The organism is Roseovarius autotrophicus (assembly GCF_018069895.1).
Classification (GTDB): domain Bacteria; phylum Pseudomonadota; class Alphaproteobacteria; order Rhodobacterales; family Rhodobacteraceae; genus Roseovarius; species Roseovarius autotrophicus.
The window spans coordinates 176,030-195,186 of record NZ_JAGQDH010000006.1; the positions used below are offsets into that span (position 1 = coordinate 176,030).

Genomic DNA, 19,157 nt, shown 5'->3' on the forward strand with positions numbered 1-19,157 from the left:
GAAAAAGCAGGACTACCTCTGGACGATCCTACCAGATCTGCTCTGGCTTGATAGGGTTGTGCGTCATGTTCAGGCGCGCAGCCCTCCGAAGCCGCATCTCGACAGCATCCCCCAAGGCTTCGGCCTCGGTTAGAACCGATAAAAGCCGGGTAGTGCTGAAATCGGTCAATAGCCTTGCGGCCAAGCGGGGTTCCCCCGCGTCCAAAAGCACCTCGGCACTGCGCAGGACGTCAGGGAGGTCTGCCGCAAGCTGCGACTCGACGCGGCGCCAGTGATCCCAGACCTCCGCGAGGATTGGCTCCTGTGCCTGGAACGCGAGGTGCATCAGACGCTTGAAGATCTGAAAGGCGGACCGGGTCACTTCGACGCCCTGCGGGACATGTGAAACCGAGTCGGGATCGCGTTCGGCATGACGGGAATCGAGAAACCTTGCCGATTCTCCCTCGGTCAGGTAGCGGTGCGCCGCATACTCGGGTGGCAGATCGGTCATTCCAATGAACACCGGCACCAGTGGTGCGGTCACCGGCCCCACCGGCGCGTGCCACATCACCCGAAGCGCGTCATGTGACGGGTGCATCAGCGGGACAACCTGACCGTAGCCTGCGGTATCCCCGGTCAGCTTCTCAGTCGAGATCGACCAGAACACATCGGCAAGAGTAATCTTGTCGGCCTGCGCTGCGCGGGTGCGCATTTCGGCCTCCACCCAGGCGACACCTTCCCAACGACCCTTGCCGTCGCCATAGACGCGGTTCACGTCGAAGGGGCCATTTGCGGGATCATACCAACCAAGGTCCACAGCCGTTGAGATGAAATGGGCAGGAAACAGGAAATCCGCATCGGGCTGATCCGGGATCACGCCGATATGGCCGGGGCGCGAGGCGCGAATGCTGTCAGGCCCCAGACGTTCCGCGACCCAGAGTCCCTTGCCGCCGGAAAACTCGATCACCACCCAGGCTTCGTCCGGGTCGGCGATGATGTGGGAATTGCCACCATAGCAGCTATAGCCGTGTTCGGCGATCAAGCTGGCTATGATGTCTACCCCCTCGCGCGCGGTGCGGGCACGCTCCAGCACGATACGGGCAAGGTCGGAGTAATTCGGGCCGGCTTGATCCGCCGGGGTCATCACCACAAGTTCGGCTCGGGATGTTGACCAGACATCGCGCACCGCAACACCGTGCTCGTTGAGACCACCGTTGGTGATGGGAGCAGGCACACCGAGGTAGTGGCTATAGCTGACACGCACATGGCGGAATGTCTCGGTCACCTGCGGGATTTGCGACCGCTGCCCGGGCAGATTGGATGTCGGTGAGACGCCGACCGTAATAGTGGTATCGAGCATATGGTGCTGTCTTGGAACCAACTCCAGCCAATGGCTGGAGGGTTCGTCACCATAGCCCGCCAGATAGGCGATGCCGTCGGCGGTGTGGTTGCCGCCGATGTAGATGCCGTAACTCATGATACCTCGGAGATTGCAGGCAAGGGATAGTGGCACGAAACGATGCCACCGGTCCGTGATGGCGCAAGCTCCGGTGCGCGCACAGCGCAATCGGGACGCGCCATCGGGCAACGCGAATGAAACTCGCAGCCCGACGGACGGTCGTTAAGCGCGGGGGTTTCGCCTCTGAGCGCAAGACGCTTGCGCCGCGCAGTGGGATCGGGTTCGGGGTTTGCCGCCATCAGGGCCTGGGTATAGGGATGAACGGGGGAGGTAAGGATATCCTCGACCGGCCCCAGTTCCACGATCCGCCCCAGATACATCACCGCAACACGGTCTGCGATATGTCTAAGGATGTTAAGGTTGTGGGTAATGATCACCGTGGTCAACCCATGCGAAACCTTTATCCCATTCAGGAGGTTCAGGATCTCGCCCTGGATCGAGACGTCGAGCCCGGCGGTCGGCTCATCCGCCAGAACCAGCGTCGGGCCAAGTGCCAGAGCCCGCGCAACGCCCACCCGGCGGGCCTGCCCGCCTGAAAGCTCATGCGGATAGCGGTTAAGGAAATCGGCGCCGAGGCCCGCGTCCTGCAACAACCGCAGCGCAGTTTCCTCGCGCCCGTTGCTCGGCATGCCGTGGATGGCAAAGGGTTCAAGCAGAAGATCGCGTACAGTCTTGCGCGGTGACAGCGAGCCGACGGGATCCTGAAACATCATCGCCACACGGCGGCGTACTTCGCGCCAGTCGGATCGATCATGCAGCGGGGTTCCGTCGAACCAAACCTCACCAGCCGCCAACGGAACCAGCCCGTTGATCGCGCGCGCCAAAGTCGTCTTGCCCGACCCGGATTCGCCGACGATAGCCAGCGTTTCGCCTGCTGCAACATCTAGCGAGACACCGGCCACGGCCTGCACCCGACGCTGGCCGGAAGGTGTGAAAAGCGCCCTCAGGCCGCTCACGCCGGGGAATTCGACGGTCACGTCCCTCAAGGACAGGATTGGCGTATTCATCCATGCACCTCTTGCGCATGGTGGCAAGCGGCCCAGTGCGGGGGCGTCAGGGTGACGCGCGGCGGGCGTTCGATGCAGATATCGGTGGCGTAGGGACAGCGCGCCCGAAAGATGCAGCCCGCGGGCGGGTTGGTAAGATCGGGCAGGCTTCCTGGGATCGATGGCAGCGACGCTACCTTGCGTTTCAGCCGCCCGGGATCGCATTCGATCAGTTTCTGCGTGTAGGGATGGGCCGGACGCAGAAAGACCTCTTCAACCGCGCCTTCTTCGACGACCTCTCCCGCGTACATGACCACCACGCGATCGCACAGTTCGGCGATAACGCCGAGATGGTGCGAGATGAAGAGGATCGCGCAGCCGATCTCTTTCTGGATCTCCTTGAGCAGTTCGATGATCTGGATTTCCAGCGTCGCATCCAGCGCCGTTGTCGGCTCATCCGCGATCAGCAGCTTTGGCATCATCATCGCTGCCATCGCGATGGCCACGCGCTGCCGCATGCCGCCGGACAGTTCATGCGGATAGGCAGAAAGTTTACCCTTGGGATCGGGCATACCGACACGAGCCAGCATCGCCGCAGCACGATCATTCTTTTCGGCATGACCGATCCTGTCGCGATACTGGATGTCGCGCATCTGCCGGCCGATGCTGATGACCGGATTGAGGGATGTCATCGGGTCCTGGAACACCACCGACATATCTTGTCCGCGCAGGTCGCGCAGCCGACGCGGCGAGGCCGTGGCGATTTCCTCGTCGGCAAGCCGGATCGAACCTCCGGTGCGCGTTGCATTCTCTGGGAGCAGATGCAGGAGCGCGCCGATCAACGTGGACTTACCGCAGCCCGATTCCCCGACAATACCCACAATCTGCCCGGCCGGCACTTCAAGCGACACCTCGCGCAGCGCCTGCAACCCGCCCTCGCGGGTAGCATAGGTCACTGAAAGCCGCTCAACTTCAAGCGTTTTAGTCATCTGCCCTTCCTCAGCTTGGGGTCCAGTTGATCGCGCAGCGCCTCTCCGAGAAAGGTGAAGCCGAGCGTCACGAGGATCAGCGGCAGACCACCCGACAGGATAATCCACGGAGTGGTGCGGATGAAGTCGAAGCCGTCCTTGAGGGTTGCGCCCCAGCTAGGCGTGCCGGGTGGGACCCCGATACCGAGAAAGCTCATTCCTGCCTCGATGGTGATGACGACGGGCAGATTCATCGCGGCAAGGATGAAGAACGGTCCCAGTACGTTAGGCAGGATATGGTGAAAAACGATCCGGCCGAATGATGCGCCCATCGCGCGCTCGGCCAGAATGAATTCAGCATTCTTCAACGAAAGGGTCTGGGTGCGCACGACCCGGCCATATTCAGAGAATGACGTGACAACCACTACGATGATCACCGTTGACAGGCCCCGCGGCAGCAGGGCCGCGAGCGCCAAGGCAAGGATGATCGTCGGATAGGCGCGCAGTGTGTCGAAGAAGAACAGGAGGGTATTATCAAGCCAACGCGGACCAAACCCGGCCAGCATCCCGAGAACCAGCCCGATCAGCGCCGATATGCTGACCGCAGTCATCGCCACATAAAGGGCGATACGGCCACCCTGAAGCAGTCGTGAGAACGTATCCCGGCCCAGATTGTCGGTGCCCAGCCAATAGTGCCATGACGGGGGCGCGAACCGGTCCGCCATGTTCATCGCGCGAAAGTCGTGCGGTGCTATCACATCGGCAAAGATCGCCGCCAGCACCAACCCGCTGATAATGACGATTGCCACGACCGCCATCGGGTCCGCCAGAAGCCGACCAAGAAGGGTATAGCGAAAGTGCGTCATGACTTGGTCCGGTGCCGGGGATCGAGCGCGGCATTGATCAGATCGGCGATCAGGGCGCAGGTGACGAAGAACCCGATTGCGACGAGCATCGAGCCCATCACGACCGGATAGTTTCGGCCCGACACGCTGTCATAGATCAACGATCCGATTCCGGGTCGTGAAAAGACGATCTCGGCAAAGACTGCGGCCGAGAGCATGCCGCCGATGCCGACGCCCAGTACCTGCACAGCCGGAAGGATCGCCACGCGCAGGGCATAGTTGTAGATCACCACCCGACGAGGCAGGCCAAAGGCGCGGGCGGTGCGGATGTAGCTTTCGCTCAGGGTTTCCAGCATCGAGGCGCGCACGATGCGGGCGACATACCCGACCCAAGCCAGCCCGATCGCCAGAGATGGCAGGATCAGATGATAGAGGCGGCTGCCGATATCGCCTGGCTCGCCTGCGCCGATGGTCGGAAACCAGCGTAGCGTGACCGAAAACAAAAGGAGCGCATAGAGAGCCACGACAAAGGATGGGGCCGCAATAAAGGCCACCGAGAGCACGCCCGTCACCCTGTCAAGCAGGCTGTTACGATTGTCCGCGGAAAAGGCGCCCAACACGATACCCAGTGAGGCCGACCAGAAAATTGCCCCAAATACCAGAGCCGTTGTGTGTGGCAGAGCGCTGAACACCGCCACGGCGACAGGTCGGTTACGGTAGTAATCAGTTCCCAGATCCCCGGCCAGAACCCTGCCCCAGAAATCAGCAAGCTGAACATAGATCGGGTTGTCCAGCCCCATCTGCAGGCGAAACTCGGCCCTGATCTCTGGTGTGGCGCGCGGCCCCAGGAGAACCGTTGTAGGGTCTCCCGGCAGAGTTACCATGATCGTAAACAGAGCCGAGATGGCGACAAATACGATGGCCAAAGCCAAGGCGACGCGCTGGAGGGTGTAGGTCAACATGCGAGTCATGCCCCATTGGACCGGCGCGGACAGGTCAATCCGCACCGGTTGTCGGTTTCAGGAGTCACGCGCGTCGAAAGAATTGCACCATCGGCAGGCCGTCCGGGCGGGTCGCAGGCGTGATCGTGTCAGCATAAAGGTTCGCAGTGACCTCATGTGTAATAAAGCGGTAGGCCCCGGATTCTTCCATAAGATCCTGCATTCGACGATACATCGCGTCCCGTTTTTCGTTGTCAGTCTCAGAAAGCGCCTCTTCGTGCAACCTGTCGAACTCCTCATTTGAGAACTGTTCCCAGTTCCAGTCGCCGATCTGATTGGTCACGAACCAGGCCGTGGCGTAGTATGGATCAGGTGTCATCGAGAACCGCTTGAACGTCAGTTCAAGATCGCGCCAGCGTTCACCGTCGGCGGCGACACCAAGGCTCCAGAACGATCCGGATTCATGGACTGAAATCTCAAGATCAATTCCCGCGTTGGTCATCATGGCCTGCATGACCTGAGCGCTCGTCGTTGCAGTGACGTTGTTGAGAACGTCGATCTTGATCGCCAGCCGATCAATCCCGGCCTCGTCCAGCAGCGCGCGGGCGCGCGCGAAATCGGCTTGCTGCGGGATCAGCGTTTTCTCGCGATGACCGATGAGCCCCGGTGCGATGATGCCGGTGGAGGGTTCGGCCACGTCGAAATAGGCGGCCTGCATGATCGATGGCACGTCGATGGCGTGCATGATCGCCTGACGCACGCGGATATCCTCGAATTTCGGATTGTTCAGATTCAGCCCGACCCAAGTATAGCTGAGCGCCGGGTGCAGGGTCAGTTGCGAATTGGCTGGCGGGTTCTCTTGGAGGCGCTGGACAGAGCCGGGGCCGATGGCGGTGAAATCCACATCGCCGGCTTCCTTGGCGATCTCGGCGGCGGATTCATCGACAATTGCGATAATGTCCACCCGGTCGAAATCCGGTGCGGCGCCGGAATAATCCGGGTTGCGTTCCAGCACCCAACGCTCGCCAAGGCGATGTTCGCTGACACGATAGGGGCCGGAAACTGTGGGCGGAACCGCAGTCGTGATCTTGCCGCCAGCCTCTTCGGTGGCGCGCTTGCAGAGTATCGTACCGGCCAGATAGGGCAGCGCTATGGACCAAATCGGTGCAAAAGGCCGCTCCATGTGGATGATGCCGGAATGGCTGTCGGTCACTTCGACATGCGTGAACGGGCCGAGGTCGGGTTTGATGCGAGAGTTGTTCTCTTCGACCATGTGGCGTTCCATCGAGAATTTCACATCTTCGGCGGTAATCTCACCATAGCCATCTGACCACATCTGACCGGGTTTCAGAGTGAAGGTGATCGTGGTCGGACTGCTCTGTTTGATGGTTTCCGCCAGATCGTTCTGCCAGGCCCATTCATCGCCGGGCACGTACTGGATCAGTTTTCGATAGATGCAGCCGTAGAGCATTTCCTCGAGAAATCCCGATGCGTCGAGCGGGTCGTAATCCTCGGGCTCCAGGTAGGAGCGGACGTTGAGCGTGGTCCCTTGGGCCCAAGCGGTAATCGGTAGTGCTGAGGCCGCCGACAGGCCCACGGCACCGGCCAGCAACTGCCGACGGTCAAGCGTGGGGAAGAGGCGCGAAAGGCGATGGTCGGTCATTTCAGTGCTCCCTGCACAAATTTTTATGATGTTTCTTATCGCAACAGCCTGAGCAACCGGCCCCCTTCGGGCAATTGCGCAGTGACATCTCGCATGTATGGTTCTGGCGCGATATGAGCGTCAGATTGCGTCAGACGGGCAGTTCTAACGCCGTCATCATCTGTTGGCCCTGACCGCTTGCGGCGAGCATGCGAGACACGTAGCGTGGCAGGGCCGGACTGTCCGGATCGAATATCCCGGTCAGGCGCAGCGCCGCACGTTTGTTGGTCTGCGGGCCGAGATACTCGAGAAAGACAGCTGCTGCAAAAGGTGCTCTGGCGCTGCGACCCTGCACGCCGAGCGTCATGCCGGTCAGAAATTCGATGTCATCCGTCGTGCTTGGAAACAAGACGGTCTGTGACAGCGAGCGCAGCAGACGTGCGTTGTGATCAACGATGAATATCCGTCCGCCCAGCATTACCGTGACGCCGACATAACGAACGAAATGCGACCGGCCGAGCGGGCTTTCCTCTGGCTGGAGACGTTCTGTCAAACGGCTATAAAATACGTCTTTATAACAGCTTATACGCAAGAGAGAGCGGCGGATCATGCCGGGACGACTGGGGGTGTGGTAGTAATAATGGTAGTACCCGCAATAGGGCTGCAAGCTTGTAGCCGAGTTCGTGAACATCGCGTCGATATGGCCGGCGGCTGGTCCGAGGGCGCGGATGAGGTGCCGCGCCCGTGGTCGGAGCGAGACGATTTCGGCGAATTGTCCATGCGGAAGCAGCAACTCTTCGTCTTCCACCCCGAAATGATCGCAAATTCGGCGCATGTTGCTCGCAGACGGGCGCGCGGTACCGTTGAGGTATTTCGTGAACTGTTGACGGTTGATCCCTATGGCGCGGCATGCCTCGGAGATTGAGTTCGAATAGCTGCATAGAAGACGCAGATTACGGGCGAAACTGGGCTGCATTATAAAAGATTAACGCCTAGCGACCCCTAAGCCAAGCGCAATGCGCATCGTTTCGCGTCAGCCGATGCAGTCTCCTGCAATATCAGCGTCACTCTGCGCAAGTTTCTCCCCTGCTTTACACTCAGACCCCGTCGCGCATGATCGAGAACGCCCAAGTTTTTTCAAAGAACAGTTCGTTGCCTTCGTAAGCCTTCAGCCCTGCTTTAACATAAAACTGAGTGGCGTCGCAGGTCATCTCGGTCCAGGTCTCGGTATGAGTCTGCCAGTCGTCGCGCCCGACCTCAAACAACCACGATGCCTCCGTGCGGGCCGATAGCGGATCGTCTGGGTGAATGTCCCATGTTTCGGTGATGGTCTTGGCTACTTCCATCCCGGTGCTGACTTCGCGCCGAGCGCCGCCATCGGTGATCAGTTGAAGACGATGGGTGCCGTCTTGTAGCACGGTGTCTTCTCGTGTGAACCCCTCGGCTCGGCGTTCCTCGGCGCGGCCTTCACGGGTCTGTTCTGGAGCGCCAAATGTCGGTGCGGGCTCGTCGATGGCGGGTCGAAGTGGCAAGTCAAGCGCGCTGCCCTCCGGTTCGATCTTCAGCGCAAGCGGGGAAGCCGAAGGCCAAAGCATCGGCCAATAGGCGGTCGAGATAGCCAGCCGCAACCGATGGCCTGTAGGCAAATGATAGGCGATGTCATTGAGAGCAAACTCGACTTCAATGATGTCGCCGGGACGCATCGGGGTCACCTTATCGTGCCCGTCGCGATGCGTCAGGTTCAATGCGCCAAGGGTGATGAGCGCGATGCTTCCATCCGGTCGCAGATCGCATAGCCGCGCCACGACGAACCCGGCCGACTGGTCCGGTGTCAGTCTCAAACCCAGCTTGGGTGCACCGACGATGTCGATCCCTTCCACCATTGGCGAACTGTCAAGCGACAGGCAGGCATCGTCGTCGGCACGCTGATCCGCAGCCAGTTCTTCGAAACTGCGCATGCCGGGGCAGAACCGTTGTCCTGTGATGCCAAGGGTTGCAGGGCTGGTCACGCTGAGGGGGACGTCTCCGGCCACATCACCAAGTCCCTTGCTGGACAGGTAAAAGCGGCGATCATGGATACGGGGAGATGGCCAGACCGGCTCGGCCACCCAACGACCGCTACGCACGCCCATCCGGCGTGCGGGCAGGTCCGAGTCCATCAGGTAGAGACGCAGATCCGGGTCTTCTTCCACACCGGTCGGTTCATCCTTTAGCCAGCGATCAAACCAGCGCTTGCATTCGGTCAGAAAGCCGATTGCGGGATCCGGCCAAGCCACGTTAGGATATTTATGGGCCCAGGGGCCAACGATCCCCTTGGTCATTGCCGACAGCCCTGCGACCGTACGCGGCACGGCGTTGGAATATGCATCAGCCCATCCGCCCACCGCAAGGATTGCGGCCTTGACGCTGTCAAAATCCTCGCAGACAGAGGCGCGGCGCCAGTAATCGTCGCGCCGTTGATGTGCGAGCCAAGTCTCCAGCAGCAGAGGCTGACGCTCCAACCGTGCCCGCCATATCGCGCGCCAGTCTTCGCCCACAACCTCCGGATCTGGTGGGCGTGAGGAATAGGCCAGCATCTGCGATGACCAGCCCATGTTCTCGGTCAGCAGACAGCCGCCCATGTAATGGATGTCATCCGCATAGCGGTCGTCGGTGAAACAGATCGTCACGGCGGCCTTGAGCGCGGGAGGGGCCAATTGTGCAATCTGCAAGCCGTTGAAGCCACCCCAGGAAATTCCGATCATGCCGACCGCGCCCGAACACCAGCTCTGACGCGACAGCCAGTCGATCACCTGCACCCCGTCAGCCAGTTCAGTGTCACTGTATTCATCCTCCATGAAACCTTCGGAATCGCCGTTGCCGCGAATATCGACGCGCACACCGCCATAGCCGTTGCGCGCCAGCCAGGCATGGGTCAGTTCATCGCGGGCCAAGGTGCCGTCGCGGCGACGATAGGGCAGGTATTCCAGGATAACCGGGACCGGTCTCCGCAATGCATCGGCTGGTAGCCAGATGCGGGCGGCCAGCTTTACGCCATCAGCCATTGGAATCCAGACAGGATCAAGGATCACTATATCATCACCGCCCGGGAGAACCGGTTTGGTCTTGGTATCCATCGGGCGTGCTCCAGTCTGATTGTGCCATGTAAAGCGCAATGGACACCAGCAACCGGGCTTAGGCAATTGCGCCACCGGCGCTGTACCTGACGCAAGAAGACGTCAAGGGGGATGCAGCCCCTTAATTTCGGGGGGATTACCCAATCAGCCGTCAGCCCTCGCCGCATAGGATGACGCCGTCGCGCTTACGGAAAATCCACTTATCCCGGCTGTTCAGATTCCTAGAGCCACCTCTGTCTGAAAAGGAACAGGCGGAAGCCGCAGGTCGGCAGTCAAGAACCGGTGCGGGTTCGCGGTTTCTCAACCGCCGTGGTGGTCATGCCCGTTTTCCGCCACAATCAGGCCGGTGTGGCCATGGCGATACGGCGATACCCGGCCTCTCCGTAATAGAACCCGTTGCTGAACGGCCTCCCCCGGCAGATTTCTCGCAGCGACGTTTCGGCCTCGTCCGGCGCCTGCTCTTCGTTCAGGACCTTGCGAAAGGCCGATGCCACGCCCACCATATCGACATCCTGAGGCATCAATCGCAGATGGGTGACGCCGTCCGCCGCAAGCTGTCCGGTTTCGGGCAGCAGATCAACGTAGCTTTCGGACTGGGTCTGAATGCCGTTCACGCGCAGGATCGGTTGTTCGTTCCGAGTGAAAAGGGGCATCCCGTCGGCATCGTCTTCGCAGACGAAGCGGCAATTGTCCTTTGTCCGGCCGTGAGCACGAGCATGATAGCAGCGCGCCGATACCGCAAGGGGCGCACGACCGAAGACCTGCACCTCGATACCGATGCCCAATTCCCCTGCGGCCCGGGCCGCGACGGCAATGGCCGGCGCCGGCATCTCGGTGGGCAGGCACACATGCGTTGCGCCCTGCCTGGCCATCCAGGCAATCGTCGCTTCGTTGTAGGCATTCATGAACGGACCGATGCGATGCGGGCGGTTCCCCCGCGCATAAAGGCCGGCGGCGTTGTTGATCTCGATCTCCGGCCATTCCATCGACATCAGATCTTCGGTGGCCCTGCGCTCGCGTTTCAGCATGACCTCGGCCAGCGAGGACAGGACCACCGTCTTGCCAGCGCGCTGCAATCGCTCGATCGTGCCGGGCAGATCGGGTTCGTGGAAAGGCGCCCGCTTGGAACAGATCACTTCGCCCAGATAAACCTCGTCCACCGGCGCCTCGTCGGCGATGCGCGCATAGAAGTCGCGGCGGGTGTCAGCGGCCCAGTGATAGGCGATCGGTCCCAGTGTCAGTTTCATCATGTCTTTCACCGCCATTTCCTGGTCTCGAACGCGCCCTGGGTCTGCTTCTGGCCTTCGGTCAGGGCCACCAGATCGGCGATCCGAGCCTCCCGGCCCGCGCGGATGTCGTCGACCGCCTGACGAAAGGCCGAAACCACGCCGCGCACATAGCTCTTGGAACGTTGACGACCTTCGATCTTGAACGCATGCACTCCCGCATCGATCAACTCGGGCAAAAGCCGCGAGAGGTTGAGGCTGATCGGCTCTTCAAACGCATAGTAACCCTCGGATCGGTGCGGCGCCGTGTAGCGTCCCTTGCAGATTGTCGGATAGCCTGCCTTTTCGTCCGGGCTGAAGCGATCGATGGTAAACCCGGCAAGTTGCGAGGACATCGACCCATCCTCATGGCGAAGATATTCCACGTCGGAGGCCGGAGAGCACACACCATCCATGTTGGTCGATTGTCCGGTGAGGTAGTTGGTCAGGCTGCACCGCCCCTCCACCATCAGCCCGTGATTTCCGAAGATGAAGGTTTCGATCTCGCAAGGGATCTCCTTGCGGATCTGTCGGATCTCGGGGATCGTGAGGATACGCGGAAGGACCACGCGCCTGACGCCGAAGTTTTCGCAGTAGTAGCGGATCGCTTCCGGGCTAGAGGCGGCGGCCTGAACGGACAAATGAAGCCGCTTGTCGGGATGCGTGCGCGCAATGTAATCGGCAACCCCCATATCCGCGACGATGAAGGCATCAACACCTAGCCGCGCCCCGGTATCTGCTGCCTGCCGCCACAGGTCGACCTTCCCGGCAGGCGGATAGGTGTTGAGCGCCAGCAGGACCTTGGTGGCCTTGGCATGCGCATGGGCAACCGATGCCTCCAGTTCTTCTGGCGTGAAATTCAGTCCAGGAAAGTTCCGCGCATTGGTGGCATCCTGAAATCCGCAATAGACCGCATCGGCCCCCGCATCGACCGCGGTGCGAAGGGCGGCGGGTGTGCCGGCGGGACATATCAGTTCGGCAAGGCTCATCGGGTTGCGTGTCCTTTCGGCTCGTTTGCGTAGGCGCGGCGCATGCGCGCAAGTATGGTACGTCCCGGAGCCCCGAACATGCTGGCTGTTTCCTCGGCGATGGAGCCGTCCACATCGTCAAGCGCATTGCGAAGCCGGACCACAGCTTCGGTATCGCCGGTCACTTCGAGATCGCGGGAAAAGAACGCGGCATCGCCATCCTCTTCGGAATCGACCAGTTCCAGCAACAGCATGAACCGCCCGCGAATTGTGGCGCCCACTTGGGGCACGGCATGGCGCGGGACGGCACGGAACACCAGTGCCAGCGGGTCGGGTCTGAGGTGCAGGGCAAAGGGCAGTTCCACCGGATCAATCAGGAAGTCGGTGGTCTGGTGAGGCCCGAGCCGCGCGAAAAGCGATGGATGGGCCGCTGCGATACGGCGCACCACGCGCGACAAGAGCGGTTGCACCAAGGTGCAAGCCAGCTGCGCCACAGCGCCCTGACCGGGCAAGCCCGGCCGGCGGGACAAGACGGTATCCGAGGTCATGTCCTCGTCTCCTTCTGTGTGAACGGGTCGGCGCCGGAAGCAGCGGGCGCCATGTCAACCATCATTCGGCACCAACCGAGAACCGCATCCTCATCGGGCGGCAGTTTCTCGGCCATCCCGTCCGCGAACGTCTCAAAGGCGGCGCGATGCGTTTCAGAGACCCCGATCAGAACCGGGACACCCTGCGCGAGCGCCTCGCCGATCAACGAACGAAAGCCGCGCCCCTCAGCCTCGCTCAGGCCAAACTTGTTCAGAACGACGAGATCTGCGCCCTGCCCGGCCAGGCGCGCAGTCGCCTGTCCCACCGCCGCTTCCAGGGCACCGGCATCCATCCGGCAGGCTTGCGACCCGGAGCCCAGATCCTGTGTGATCCGAACGACCGGCCCGTCGGGCAAGAGCAACAGGTCGCTGTTGCATTGCTCCTCCGAACGGCCCGGTGCTACGGGCCGCAACGCGCCCAGAACCCGGACATCTTCATCTTTCAGCCGGGCAACAACCCTCGACAGCAACCAATCCGTCGCGCCGCGACCGACCGCCATGACTGATGCAATCGCCATCTCCTCACCCTCGCTCGAACCGGGGAAATAGAACTGTGTTTTCCAGCGTGAAATGCATTGCGAGGTCGTCTGACAGCTTTCCGGTTCCGGTATAGGGTGCACGGCATGAACCGCAGGCGTGGTCCGGTGGACACAGGTCCGCAGTCAGCGCGCGGATATGCGCGATGTTTGCCGCACGATCCTCGTGTTCGGCGCGCATCGCGGGAAAGAGAACTCTTTCCACCTTGGCCATGCGAGCTTCCACCTCGCGCCACAGGGTCAGCAAGGCCCACGCCAGCCCCCGCGCGCCTTCGGCACGGATCTTCTCGACCTTTTGCGCCAGCGGGTGCAGGGCCGTCAGGTCGGACCGGTGAACCTCGTGATAGCGGCTCAGGTCATGGACGATCAAGGCATCGGCGTCTTGCGGGGCGGCGTTGTCGAGCAGTTCCTTCATGGCTGACGAAATCCAGTGCATTTGCGTGGTGGTGGCGATTTGGTAATTGACTACCGATTACGCCCGCCTAATACGCATTGTAAATACCAAATCGGGAACTTGATCTTGCGCCTCACCTCCTTCTCCGATTTCGGGCTTCGGGTTCTCATGCGGATGGCAGGCAGCCCCCATCAGTCGTTCACCACTGCGGAACTGGCCGAGGAGTTCCGTGTATCGCGCAACCACCTGGCGAAAGTAATGTCGTCGCTTTCGGCGACCGGCTACCTTGAGACACGCCGCGGCGGCGGCGGCGGTGCGGTGCTCGCTCGTCGACCTGAGGATATCCGGCTGGGCGATGTCGTGGCGCATCTCGAGGCAGGTCAGGCGCTGGTCGAATGTTTCCTGCCCGGCGGCGCCGCCTGCACACTAATGCCACACTGCCGTCTGAAAATGCGGCTGGCTCATGCCGAGGCCGCCTTCATCGCCGAACTCAACCGCAGCTCGCTGGCGGATTGCGTCTATCGCCCGCACGAGGCGTGACAGACCGCCAAGGTCATCACGGCGAGCACCGCGCAGCTCCATTGCAGGCATTCATGGGCACCGGCCCTCGACACAGGGGCGTGCATGCGGCCCATGCGACCGAAAGGATGGGGCCCATGCCAACCGGCCGTGGACCATCGAGGAGCGCGAGATCGTCCAGTCCCGCATCAAGCCCCGTCTGCGGCAAGCGCGACGCCGCCCCCGCCTGCCATTTTTGACCTGATTGTTGATCGGCGCGCAATAGTGACCGGGCGGGGTCTGCGGTCCGATTGGTGGATCATCACCATGCACGCAAATTCTGTAAGGTTCCGCCGACGACCGTCTTGCCTCAGAGGCTCTTCTCGTCGGCCATGATGCTCTCGATGACTTCGGGATCACACTGTTCGTCGCGCAGGAACTCACGGATCCCGCCATCCCATGTCCGTATGTCCGCGAGAAGTTCCTGCAGGCATTCGATGCCACGGTCTGTGAAGGTCTTGATCCCCTCCTCGGTGCCGTCGTCTACCCAGATCATCTCGCCATAATCAATGTTGTCGGAATTGGCGCTGACAACCTCGATGAGTTCGAGGTTCTCGCCGATCCTCCTTGCGACCTCATCGATGGTGTGGACATGGGTGATCCGGGCCATCATGCAGCCTCGGCCGATCGGGGTGCCTGCTTCTGCCAGTTCCATGGCAACAACTCAGGCAGCCGCGAGACGGGCATGTCGGAGATGCGGGCGATGACGTCGGCGAGCCATGCCTGCGGGTCGATGTCGTTCAGCTTGGCTGTGCCGATGAGCGCGTACATAGCGGCGGCGCGGTGCCCGCCACAGGCGTTGATGATGTGCCTACATGGACTTCCCACGCGAGCACTGGGCCCAGATCGCGTCCACGAACCCACTCGAACGGGTGAACCGCGAGATCAAGCGGCGGGCCGACGTCATCGGGATCTTTCCGAACGACGACGCCATCATCCGCCTCGCTCGCCCGCGTGACCGACAATCCCACCATCACGCTGCCCGCCGTGGCAGCCTGACCGAGAGACCGAGCCTCTCCGAGGGTCGGCGCTCATACACCATCACCGGGGACACTGCCCGGTCCACCGCCCATGGAATCTTGAACCGGGACTACGATGCGGTCAAAAACGCCATCGAGATGCCCTGGAGCAACGGCCAGGCGGAAGGTCAGATCAATCGCCTGAAGACCCTCAAACGCGCCATGTACGACCGGGCCGGTCCAGAATTGTTGCGGGCGAGAATGCTACCGTTCCGCCACACAGATTGAGTCAGAGCCTATTTAAGGGCAACGCGACATCCCGCAAACCTGGTAACGGAACGCCATCTGTGCCTGCTTACCATCACGTCAGGTTGTTGAGTAGGAAACGGGTGAAACGAGGATCATTCGCACGTGCCACGTTGATGCGGATGCCATGCCGGTGTTGCGCAGGATCAACCGAGAAGAACGTGCCAGGAGCCAAAAATATCCCCTCTGCGGCAGCGCGATGGGCAAGGGACAGATCGTCCACGCCATCGGGTAACATGAGATAGGTGTAATACCCCTGGGCAGGAGTGGTATGGGTGCACAAATCCAGCTCGCGCAGCGTTTGTGCAAGCGCCAGAGCGGCGTCATGGGTCAACCGGGCAATCCGGTTGAGATGTTTCTGGTAACGACGACTGCGAATGATATCGACAATCATCAATTCGGAAAACCTTGAGCTGTTGACGGAGGTGATCATCTTCAGCTCAGCTAGCTCGGCGGCGATATCCGGCGCGGCAGCGATATAACCAGAGCGGAAGCTGGCCGAAAGCATCTTCGAGAAGGTGCCCACAAAGATTACATTACGAAACTGGTCCAGGGTTGCCAGCCGCACCCCTTGGATGCCCGGCAGATCAATGAACGGGTCGTCATCGACTACCCGACAACCTGCCTGTTCGGTGATCCGCAGAATGCCATGCGCGGTGGGAAGGTCCACCGAACTGCCGGTGGGGTTCTGCGCCAGTGACTGGGTGAAAAACATCTTCGGCGCTTCAAGCGCCACCTTTTTCGCCAAATCCTCCAGACATGGCCCCACTGGCCCACGCCGAACACCGACGAACCGCACCTGAGCCAGCTTCAGTTTGGCAAACAGCGGATAATAACCCGGGTCATCGACAAGCACGCAATCGCCCGGTCGCAGGTAACGCCGCACGATCAGGTCCAGCGCGTGGTTGCCGCCGAAGGTAGTTACGATCTGCTCGGGCGACAGGTCGATGTTCTGGCTCTGATGGCGCGCGGCGATCAGCTCGCGGATAGAGCTGTTGCCCTTGGGCACGCCATAGCCGGAACTGTCCGCGATGGAATCGGCAGAAGCCGCAAATATACGGCGCGGGATGGTCGCGGCCATCCAACTGCCGGGAGGGCGGCCATCTCCGACACGCACATTGTAATTCTGGTCAAGCTGGGCTCGCAGAAGCGAAATATGGTCGACGGCTTCGACGACGTGGCGCGGTGTTCCATTCTGCACGGTCGGTCGGATGGTTTCGACAACGAAGAAACCCGCACCGCGTCTTGATGCCAAATACCCCATCGCCACCAGCCGTTCATAAGCCTCCACAACGGTATTGCGCGACACGCCATGGATCTCAGCGGCGCGCCGGATCGAGGGCACGCTGGTGCCGGGGTGGAGGACGCCTTTCGTAATCTGTTGGCGCAGGCTGTCTACGATCCTCTCTGTTTTGGTCATTGCGCATCCTCGATTGTGCCAGACAAAAGCATGGTACAGTTTGGGTATTATTTTACCAACTGTATCTTTTATTCCGACATGGAGCCGCTATCCATTCCCCAAAGGTCGGAGGAGAGATATGACGCGAGCTAGCAATACTATCACATCCCGTATCGAGAACCTGCGCGGCATGGAGCCCGCCGAGCGCCTTGCAGCCATTGCCCGCGCCGCTGGGCTGAATGAGGCAGACGTCGCCGCACTGGGTGAGCCGCCGACGCTGCCAATGACTATCGCCAATGGTATGATCGAGAATGTCATTGGCAAGTTTGAGCTCCCGTTGGCGGTGGCGAGCAACTTCACCGTGAACGGGCGCGACTATCTGGTGCCGATGGCGGTTGAAGAGCCCTCGGTGGTCGCGGCGGCCTCCTACATGGCGCGGATCGCGCGTGGCTGTGGCGGGTTTGTAACCTCGTCCAGCGCGCCTGTGATGCGCGCGCAGATCCAAGTGCTTGGCATCGGCGACCCGCAAGCAGCAAGGCACCGACTGCTCTCGGTGGCACCGGAACTGATCGAAATGGCCAACCGGCGCGATACCGTGCTGATCGAGCTAGGTGGTGGCTGCAAGGATATCGAGGTGCATGTATTCGACTCCTCGCCTGTGGGGCCGATGGTGGTCATGCACCTGTTGGTCGATGTGCGCGACGCGATGGGGGCGAACACGGTCAATTCCATGGCTGAAGCCATTGCGCCGCACGTGGCAGAGGTCACAGGTGGCCATGTCCGGCTGCGCATCCTGTCCAACCTTGCCGACAAACGCCTTGTGCGCGCCCGTGTCAGCCTGACGCCCGAGGCACTAAACACCTCCGCGCTGGCGGGGGCCGACGTGATCGAAGGTATGCTGGAGGCCTGCGCGCTGGCACTGATCGACCCATATCGCGCGGCGACGCACAACAAGGGCATTATGAACGGCATTGATCCAGTCGTGGTGGCCACGGGCAACGACTGGCGCGCGATCGAGGCTGGGGCGCATGCCTATGCCTCGCGCAGCGGGCGCTACTCGTCGCTTACACACTGGGAGAAAGCTGCGGACGGTCAGTTGCACGGCACGCTTGAGATGCCGATGGCGCTGGGGCTGGTAGGTGGCGCCACCAGAACCCACCCTGCTGCGCAGGCGGCCTTGAGGTTGCTGGGGGTGGTTTCCGCACAGGAACTGGCTGAGGTGACGGTGGCTGTCGGGCTGGCGCAGAATATGGCCGCTCTCAGGGCGCTGGCGACCGAGGGCATTCAGAAAGGGCACATGGCGCTCCATGCGCGCAACATCGCCATTCTGGCGGGCGCGCAGGGCGAGAAGATCGAGACAGTAGCGAAAGCGCTGGCCGCTTCAGGGAACGTGAGCGTGGACAAGGCGCGGGAACTGCTTGACGGCATTTAACCCACTTAGACATCTTCAAGGGAGGAAAGAAGACATGTCAGATTCAAAAAGGCGAAATTTCATTCGCGGAGCAGGGGCGGCCATTCTGGCGGCACCCGCCGTCGTGGCAGCCAGCAGCGTGCGCGCCCAAGGCGTGACGCAATGGCGGATGCAGGCACTGTGGGATGGCGGCACGACCCCGATGGCCTACGAGGAACGCTTTTGCGCGCGTGTTGAGCAGTTGTCCGGCGGCACACTGCAGATCAGGCCGTTCTCGGGTGGGCAGATCGTGCCCGCAGCTCAAGCTTTTGACGCGGTCCGGGGCGGTGCCTTCGAAATGATGAAAACCTTTGACGGCTACACCGCCGGACGCATCCCTTCGCATGGCTTCTCTTCGACTGTGCCCTTCGGCTTTCCGCAAGGTGATCAATTCGAGGCATGGTTCTACTATCGCGGCGGGCTGGAGATGGCGAAACGCAGCTATGTTGATGCGGGCCTGACCTACATTGCTCCCACTATCTACGGCGAAGAGCCGATCCATTCCCGCGTCGAAATCCGCCACATTGCCGATATGGCAGGGCTGAAGGGGCGGTTTGTGGGCTTGGCGTCGGCGGTGATGGCGGATTTCGGGGTTGCCGTGTCGCCACTGCCGACCGGCGAGGTGTATTCGGCGCTTGATCGCGGGTTGATCGACATTGCCGATCGGGGCGATGTCAACGCCGGAGTAAAATTGGGCCACGGGGCGGCGCAAAACTAGGCCACCTGGGGTTTCTGCGGGGCGCGCGTGGCGGGCGGCGGCCAGTCAGCCGCGCTCTCCATGTAGCTGGCGGGTGACTGG

The 19,157-nt window shown here is 61.2% G+C and carries 18 protein-coding genes and 2 pseudogenes; 4 read left to right on the forward strand and 16 right to left on the reverse strand.

Going from position 1 to position 19,157, the window contains the following annotated elements; translation table 11 throughout:
* Positions 1–28: 28 nt before the first annotated feature.
* The 13 genes from KAK09_RS09525 to KAK09_RS09585 form a co-directional block, all read right to left on the reverse strand.
* Positions 29–1,456 (reverse strand): C69 family dipeptidase, encoded by a 1,428-nt coding sequence (locus tag KAK09_RS09525; protein ID WP_210878705.1) that lies wholly within the window; start codon positions 1,454–1,456, stop codon positions 29–31.
* Entirely contained in the window at positions 1,453–2,445 is a 993-nt protein-coding gene (locus KAK09_RS09530) for an oligopeptide/dipeptide ABC transporter ATP-binding protein (protein ID WP_210878706.1), read from the reverse strand. Before KAK09_RS09530 ends, KAK09_RS09525 begins: the two co-directional genes overlap by 4 nt.
* Positions 2,442–3,353 (reverse strand): ABC transporter ATP-binding protein, encoded by a 912-nt coding sequence (locus tag KAK09_RS09535; RefSeq protein ID WP_247651144.1) that lies wholly within the window; start codon positions 3,351–3,353, stop codon positions 2,442–2,444. Before KAK09_RS09535 ends, KAK09_RS09530 begins: the two co-directional genes overlap by 4 nt.
* A gap of 56 nt (positions 3,354–3,409) precedes the next feature.
* On the reverse strand, positions 3,410–4,258 hold the full coding sequence (locus tag KAK09_RS09540; protein WP_210878707.1) for an ABC transporter permease: 849 nt from the start codon (positions 4,256–4,258) through the stop codon (positions 3,410–3,412).
* Positions 4,255–5,199, reverse strand: coding sequence for an ABC transporter permease (locus tag KAK09_RS09545; protein WP_210878708.1), 945 nt, complete (start codon positions 5,197–5,199; stop codon positions 4,255–4,257). Before KAK09_RS09545 ends, KAK09_RS09540 begins: the two co-directional genes overlap by 4 nt.
* Positions 5,200–5,263: 64 nt before the next feature.
* Positions 5,264–6,841: an ABC transporter substrate-binding protein gene (locus KAK09_RS09550; RefSeq protein WP_210878709.1), complete on the reverse strand. Its 1,578-nt coding sequence runs from the start codon at positions 6,839–6,841 to the stop codon at positions 5,264–5,266.
* Positions 6,842–6,971: 130 nt separating this feature from the next.
* Positions 6,972–7,796 carry a helix-turn-helix domain-containing protein gene (locus tag KAK09_RS09555; RefSeq protein ID WP_210878710.1) on the reverse strand — a complete coding sequence of 275 codons (825 nt, stop codon included), beginning with the start codon at positions 7,794–7,796 and terminating at the stop codon, positions 6,972–6,974.
* 121 nt (positions 7,797–7,917) lie between these two features.
* Complete coding sequence (locus KAK09_RS09560) at positions 7,918–9,936, reverse strand: CocE/NonD family hydrolase (RefSeq protein WP_210878711.1); 2,019 nt, start codon at positions 9,934–9,936, stop codon at positions 7,918–7,920.
* Positions 9,937–10,274: 338 nt separating this feature from the next.
* A complete protein-coding gene (ubiV, locus tag KAK09_RS09565; RefSeq protein WP_247651145.1) occupies positions 10,275–11,186 on the reverse strand; it encodes a ubiquinone anaerobic biosynthesis protein UbiV in 912 nt (303 codons plus the stop codon).
* 5 nt (positions 11,187–11,191) lie between these two features.
* Positions 11,192–12,190, reverse strand: a complete 999-nt coding sequence (gene ubiU / locus KAK09_RS09570) for a ubiquinone anaerobic biosynthesis protein UbiU (RefSeq protein ID WP_210878713.1) — start codon at positions 12,188–12,190, stop codon at positions 11,192–11,194.
* On the reverse strand, positions 12,187–12,717 hold the full coding sequence (gene ubiT, locus KAK09_RS09575) for a ubiquinone anaerobic biosynthesis accessory factor UbiT (RefSeq protein ID WP_210878714.1): 531 nt from the start codon (positions 12,715–12,717) through the stop codon (positions 12,187–12,189). Before ubiT ends, ubiU begins: the two co-directional genes overlap by 4 nt.
* The gene (locus tag KAK09_RS09580) at positions 12,714–13,274 is read right to left on the reverse strand and encodes a DUF2478 domain-containing protein (protein ID WP_210878715.1); all 561 of its coding nucleotides are present in this window, start codon (positions 13,272–13,274) and stop codon (positions 12,714–12,716) included. Before KAK09_RS09580 ends, ubiT begins: the two co-directional genes overlap by 4 nt.
* A gap of 4 nt (positions 13,275–13,278) precedes the next feature.
* A complete protein-coding gene (locus tag KAK09_RS09585; protein ID WP_247651146.1) occupies positions 13,279–13,707 on the reverse strand; it encodes a hemerythrin domain-containing protein in 429 nt (142 codons plus the stop codon).
* 105 nt (positions 13,708–13,812) lie between these two features.
* On the opposite strand from KAK09_RS09585, the gene KAK09_RS09590 reads away from it, so the two are divergent.
* Entirely contained in the window at positions 13,813–14,226 is a 414-nt protein-coding gene (locus KAK09_RS09590) for an RrF2 family transcriptional regulator (protein WP_210878717.1), read from the forward strand.
* Between the two features lie 328 nt (positions 14,227–14,554).
* On the opposite strand, the gene KAK09_RS09595 is transcribed toward KAK09_RS09590, so the two are convergent.
* On the reverse strand, positions 14,555–14,899 hold the full coding sequence (locus KAK09_RS09595) for a hypothetical protein (RefSeq protein WP_210878718.1): 345 nt from the start codon (positions 14,897–14,899) through the stop codon (positions 14,555–14,557).
* A pseudogene (locus tag KAK09_RS09600) lies at positions 14,854–15,036 on the reverse strand (transposase domain-containing protein); the annotation flags it as partial. The pseudogene KAK09_RS09600 and the gene KAK09_RS09595, both read right to left, overlap by 46 nt.
* Positions 15,037–15,053: 17 nt before the next feature.
* On the opposite strand from KAK09_RS09600, the pseudogene KAK09_RS09605 reads away from it, so the two are divergent.
* Positions 15,054–15,243 (forward strand): annotated as a pseudogene (locus KAK09_RS09605) (transposase); the annotation flags it as partial.
* A gap of 321 nt (positions 15,244–15,564) precedes the next feature.
* On the opposite strand, the gene KAK09_RS09615 reads toward KAK09_RS09605, so the two are convergent.
* Positions 15,565–16,929: an aminotransferase-like domain-containing protein gene (locus KAK09_RS09615; RefSeq protein WP_210878719.1), complete on the reverse strand. Its 1,365-nt coding sequence runs from the start codon at positions 16,927–16,929 to the stop codon at positions 15,565–15,567.
* A gap of 118 nt (positions 16,930–17,047) precedes the next feature.
* Between KAK09_RS09615 and KAK09_RS09620 the strand changes: the two genes are divergently transcribed.
* Entirely contained in the window at positions 17,048–18,340 is a 1,293-nt protein-coding gene (locus tag KAK09_RS09620) for a hydroxymethylglutaryl-CoA reductase, degradative (protein WP_210878720.1), read from the forward strand.
* Positions 18,327–19,076 carry a type 2 periplasmic-binding domain-containing protein gene (locus KAK09_RS09625; RefSeq protein ID WP_247651147.1) on the forward strand — a complete coding sequence of 250 codons (750 nt, stop codon included), beginning with the start codon at positions 18,327–18,329 and terminating at the stop codon, positions 19,074–19,076. Before KAK09_RS09620 ends, KAK09_RS09625 begins: the two co-directional genes overlap by 14 nt.
* Positions 19,077–19,157 lie beyond the last annotated feature (81 nt).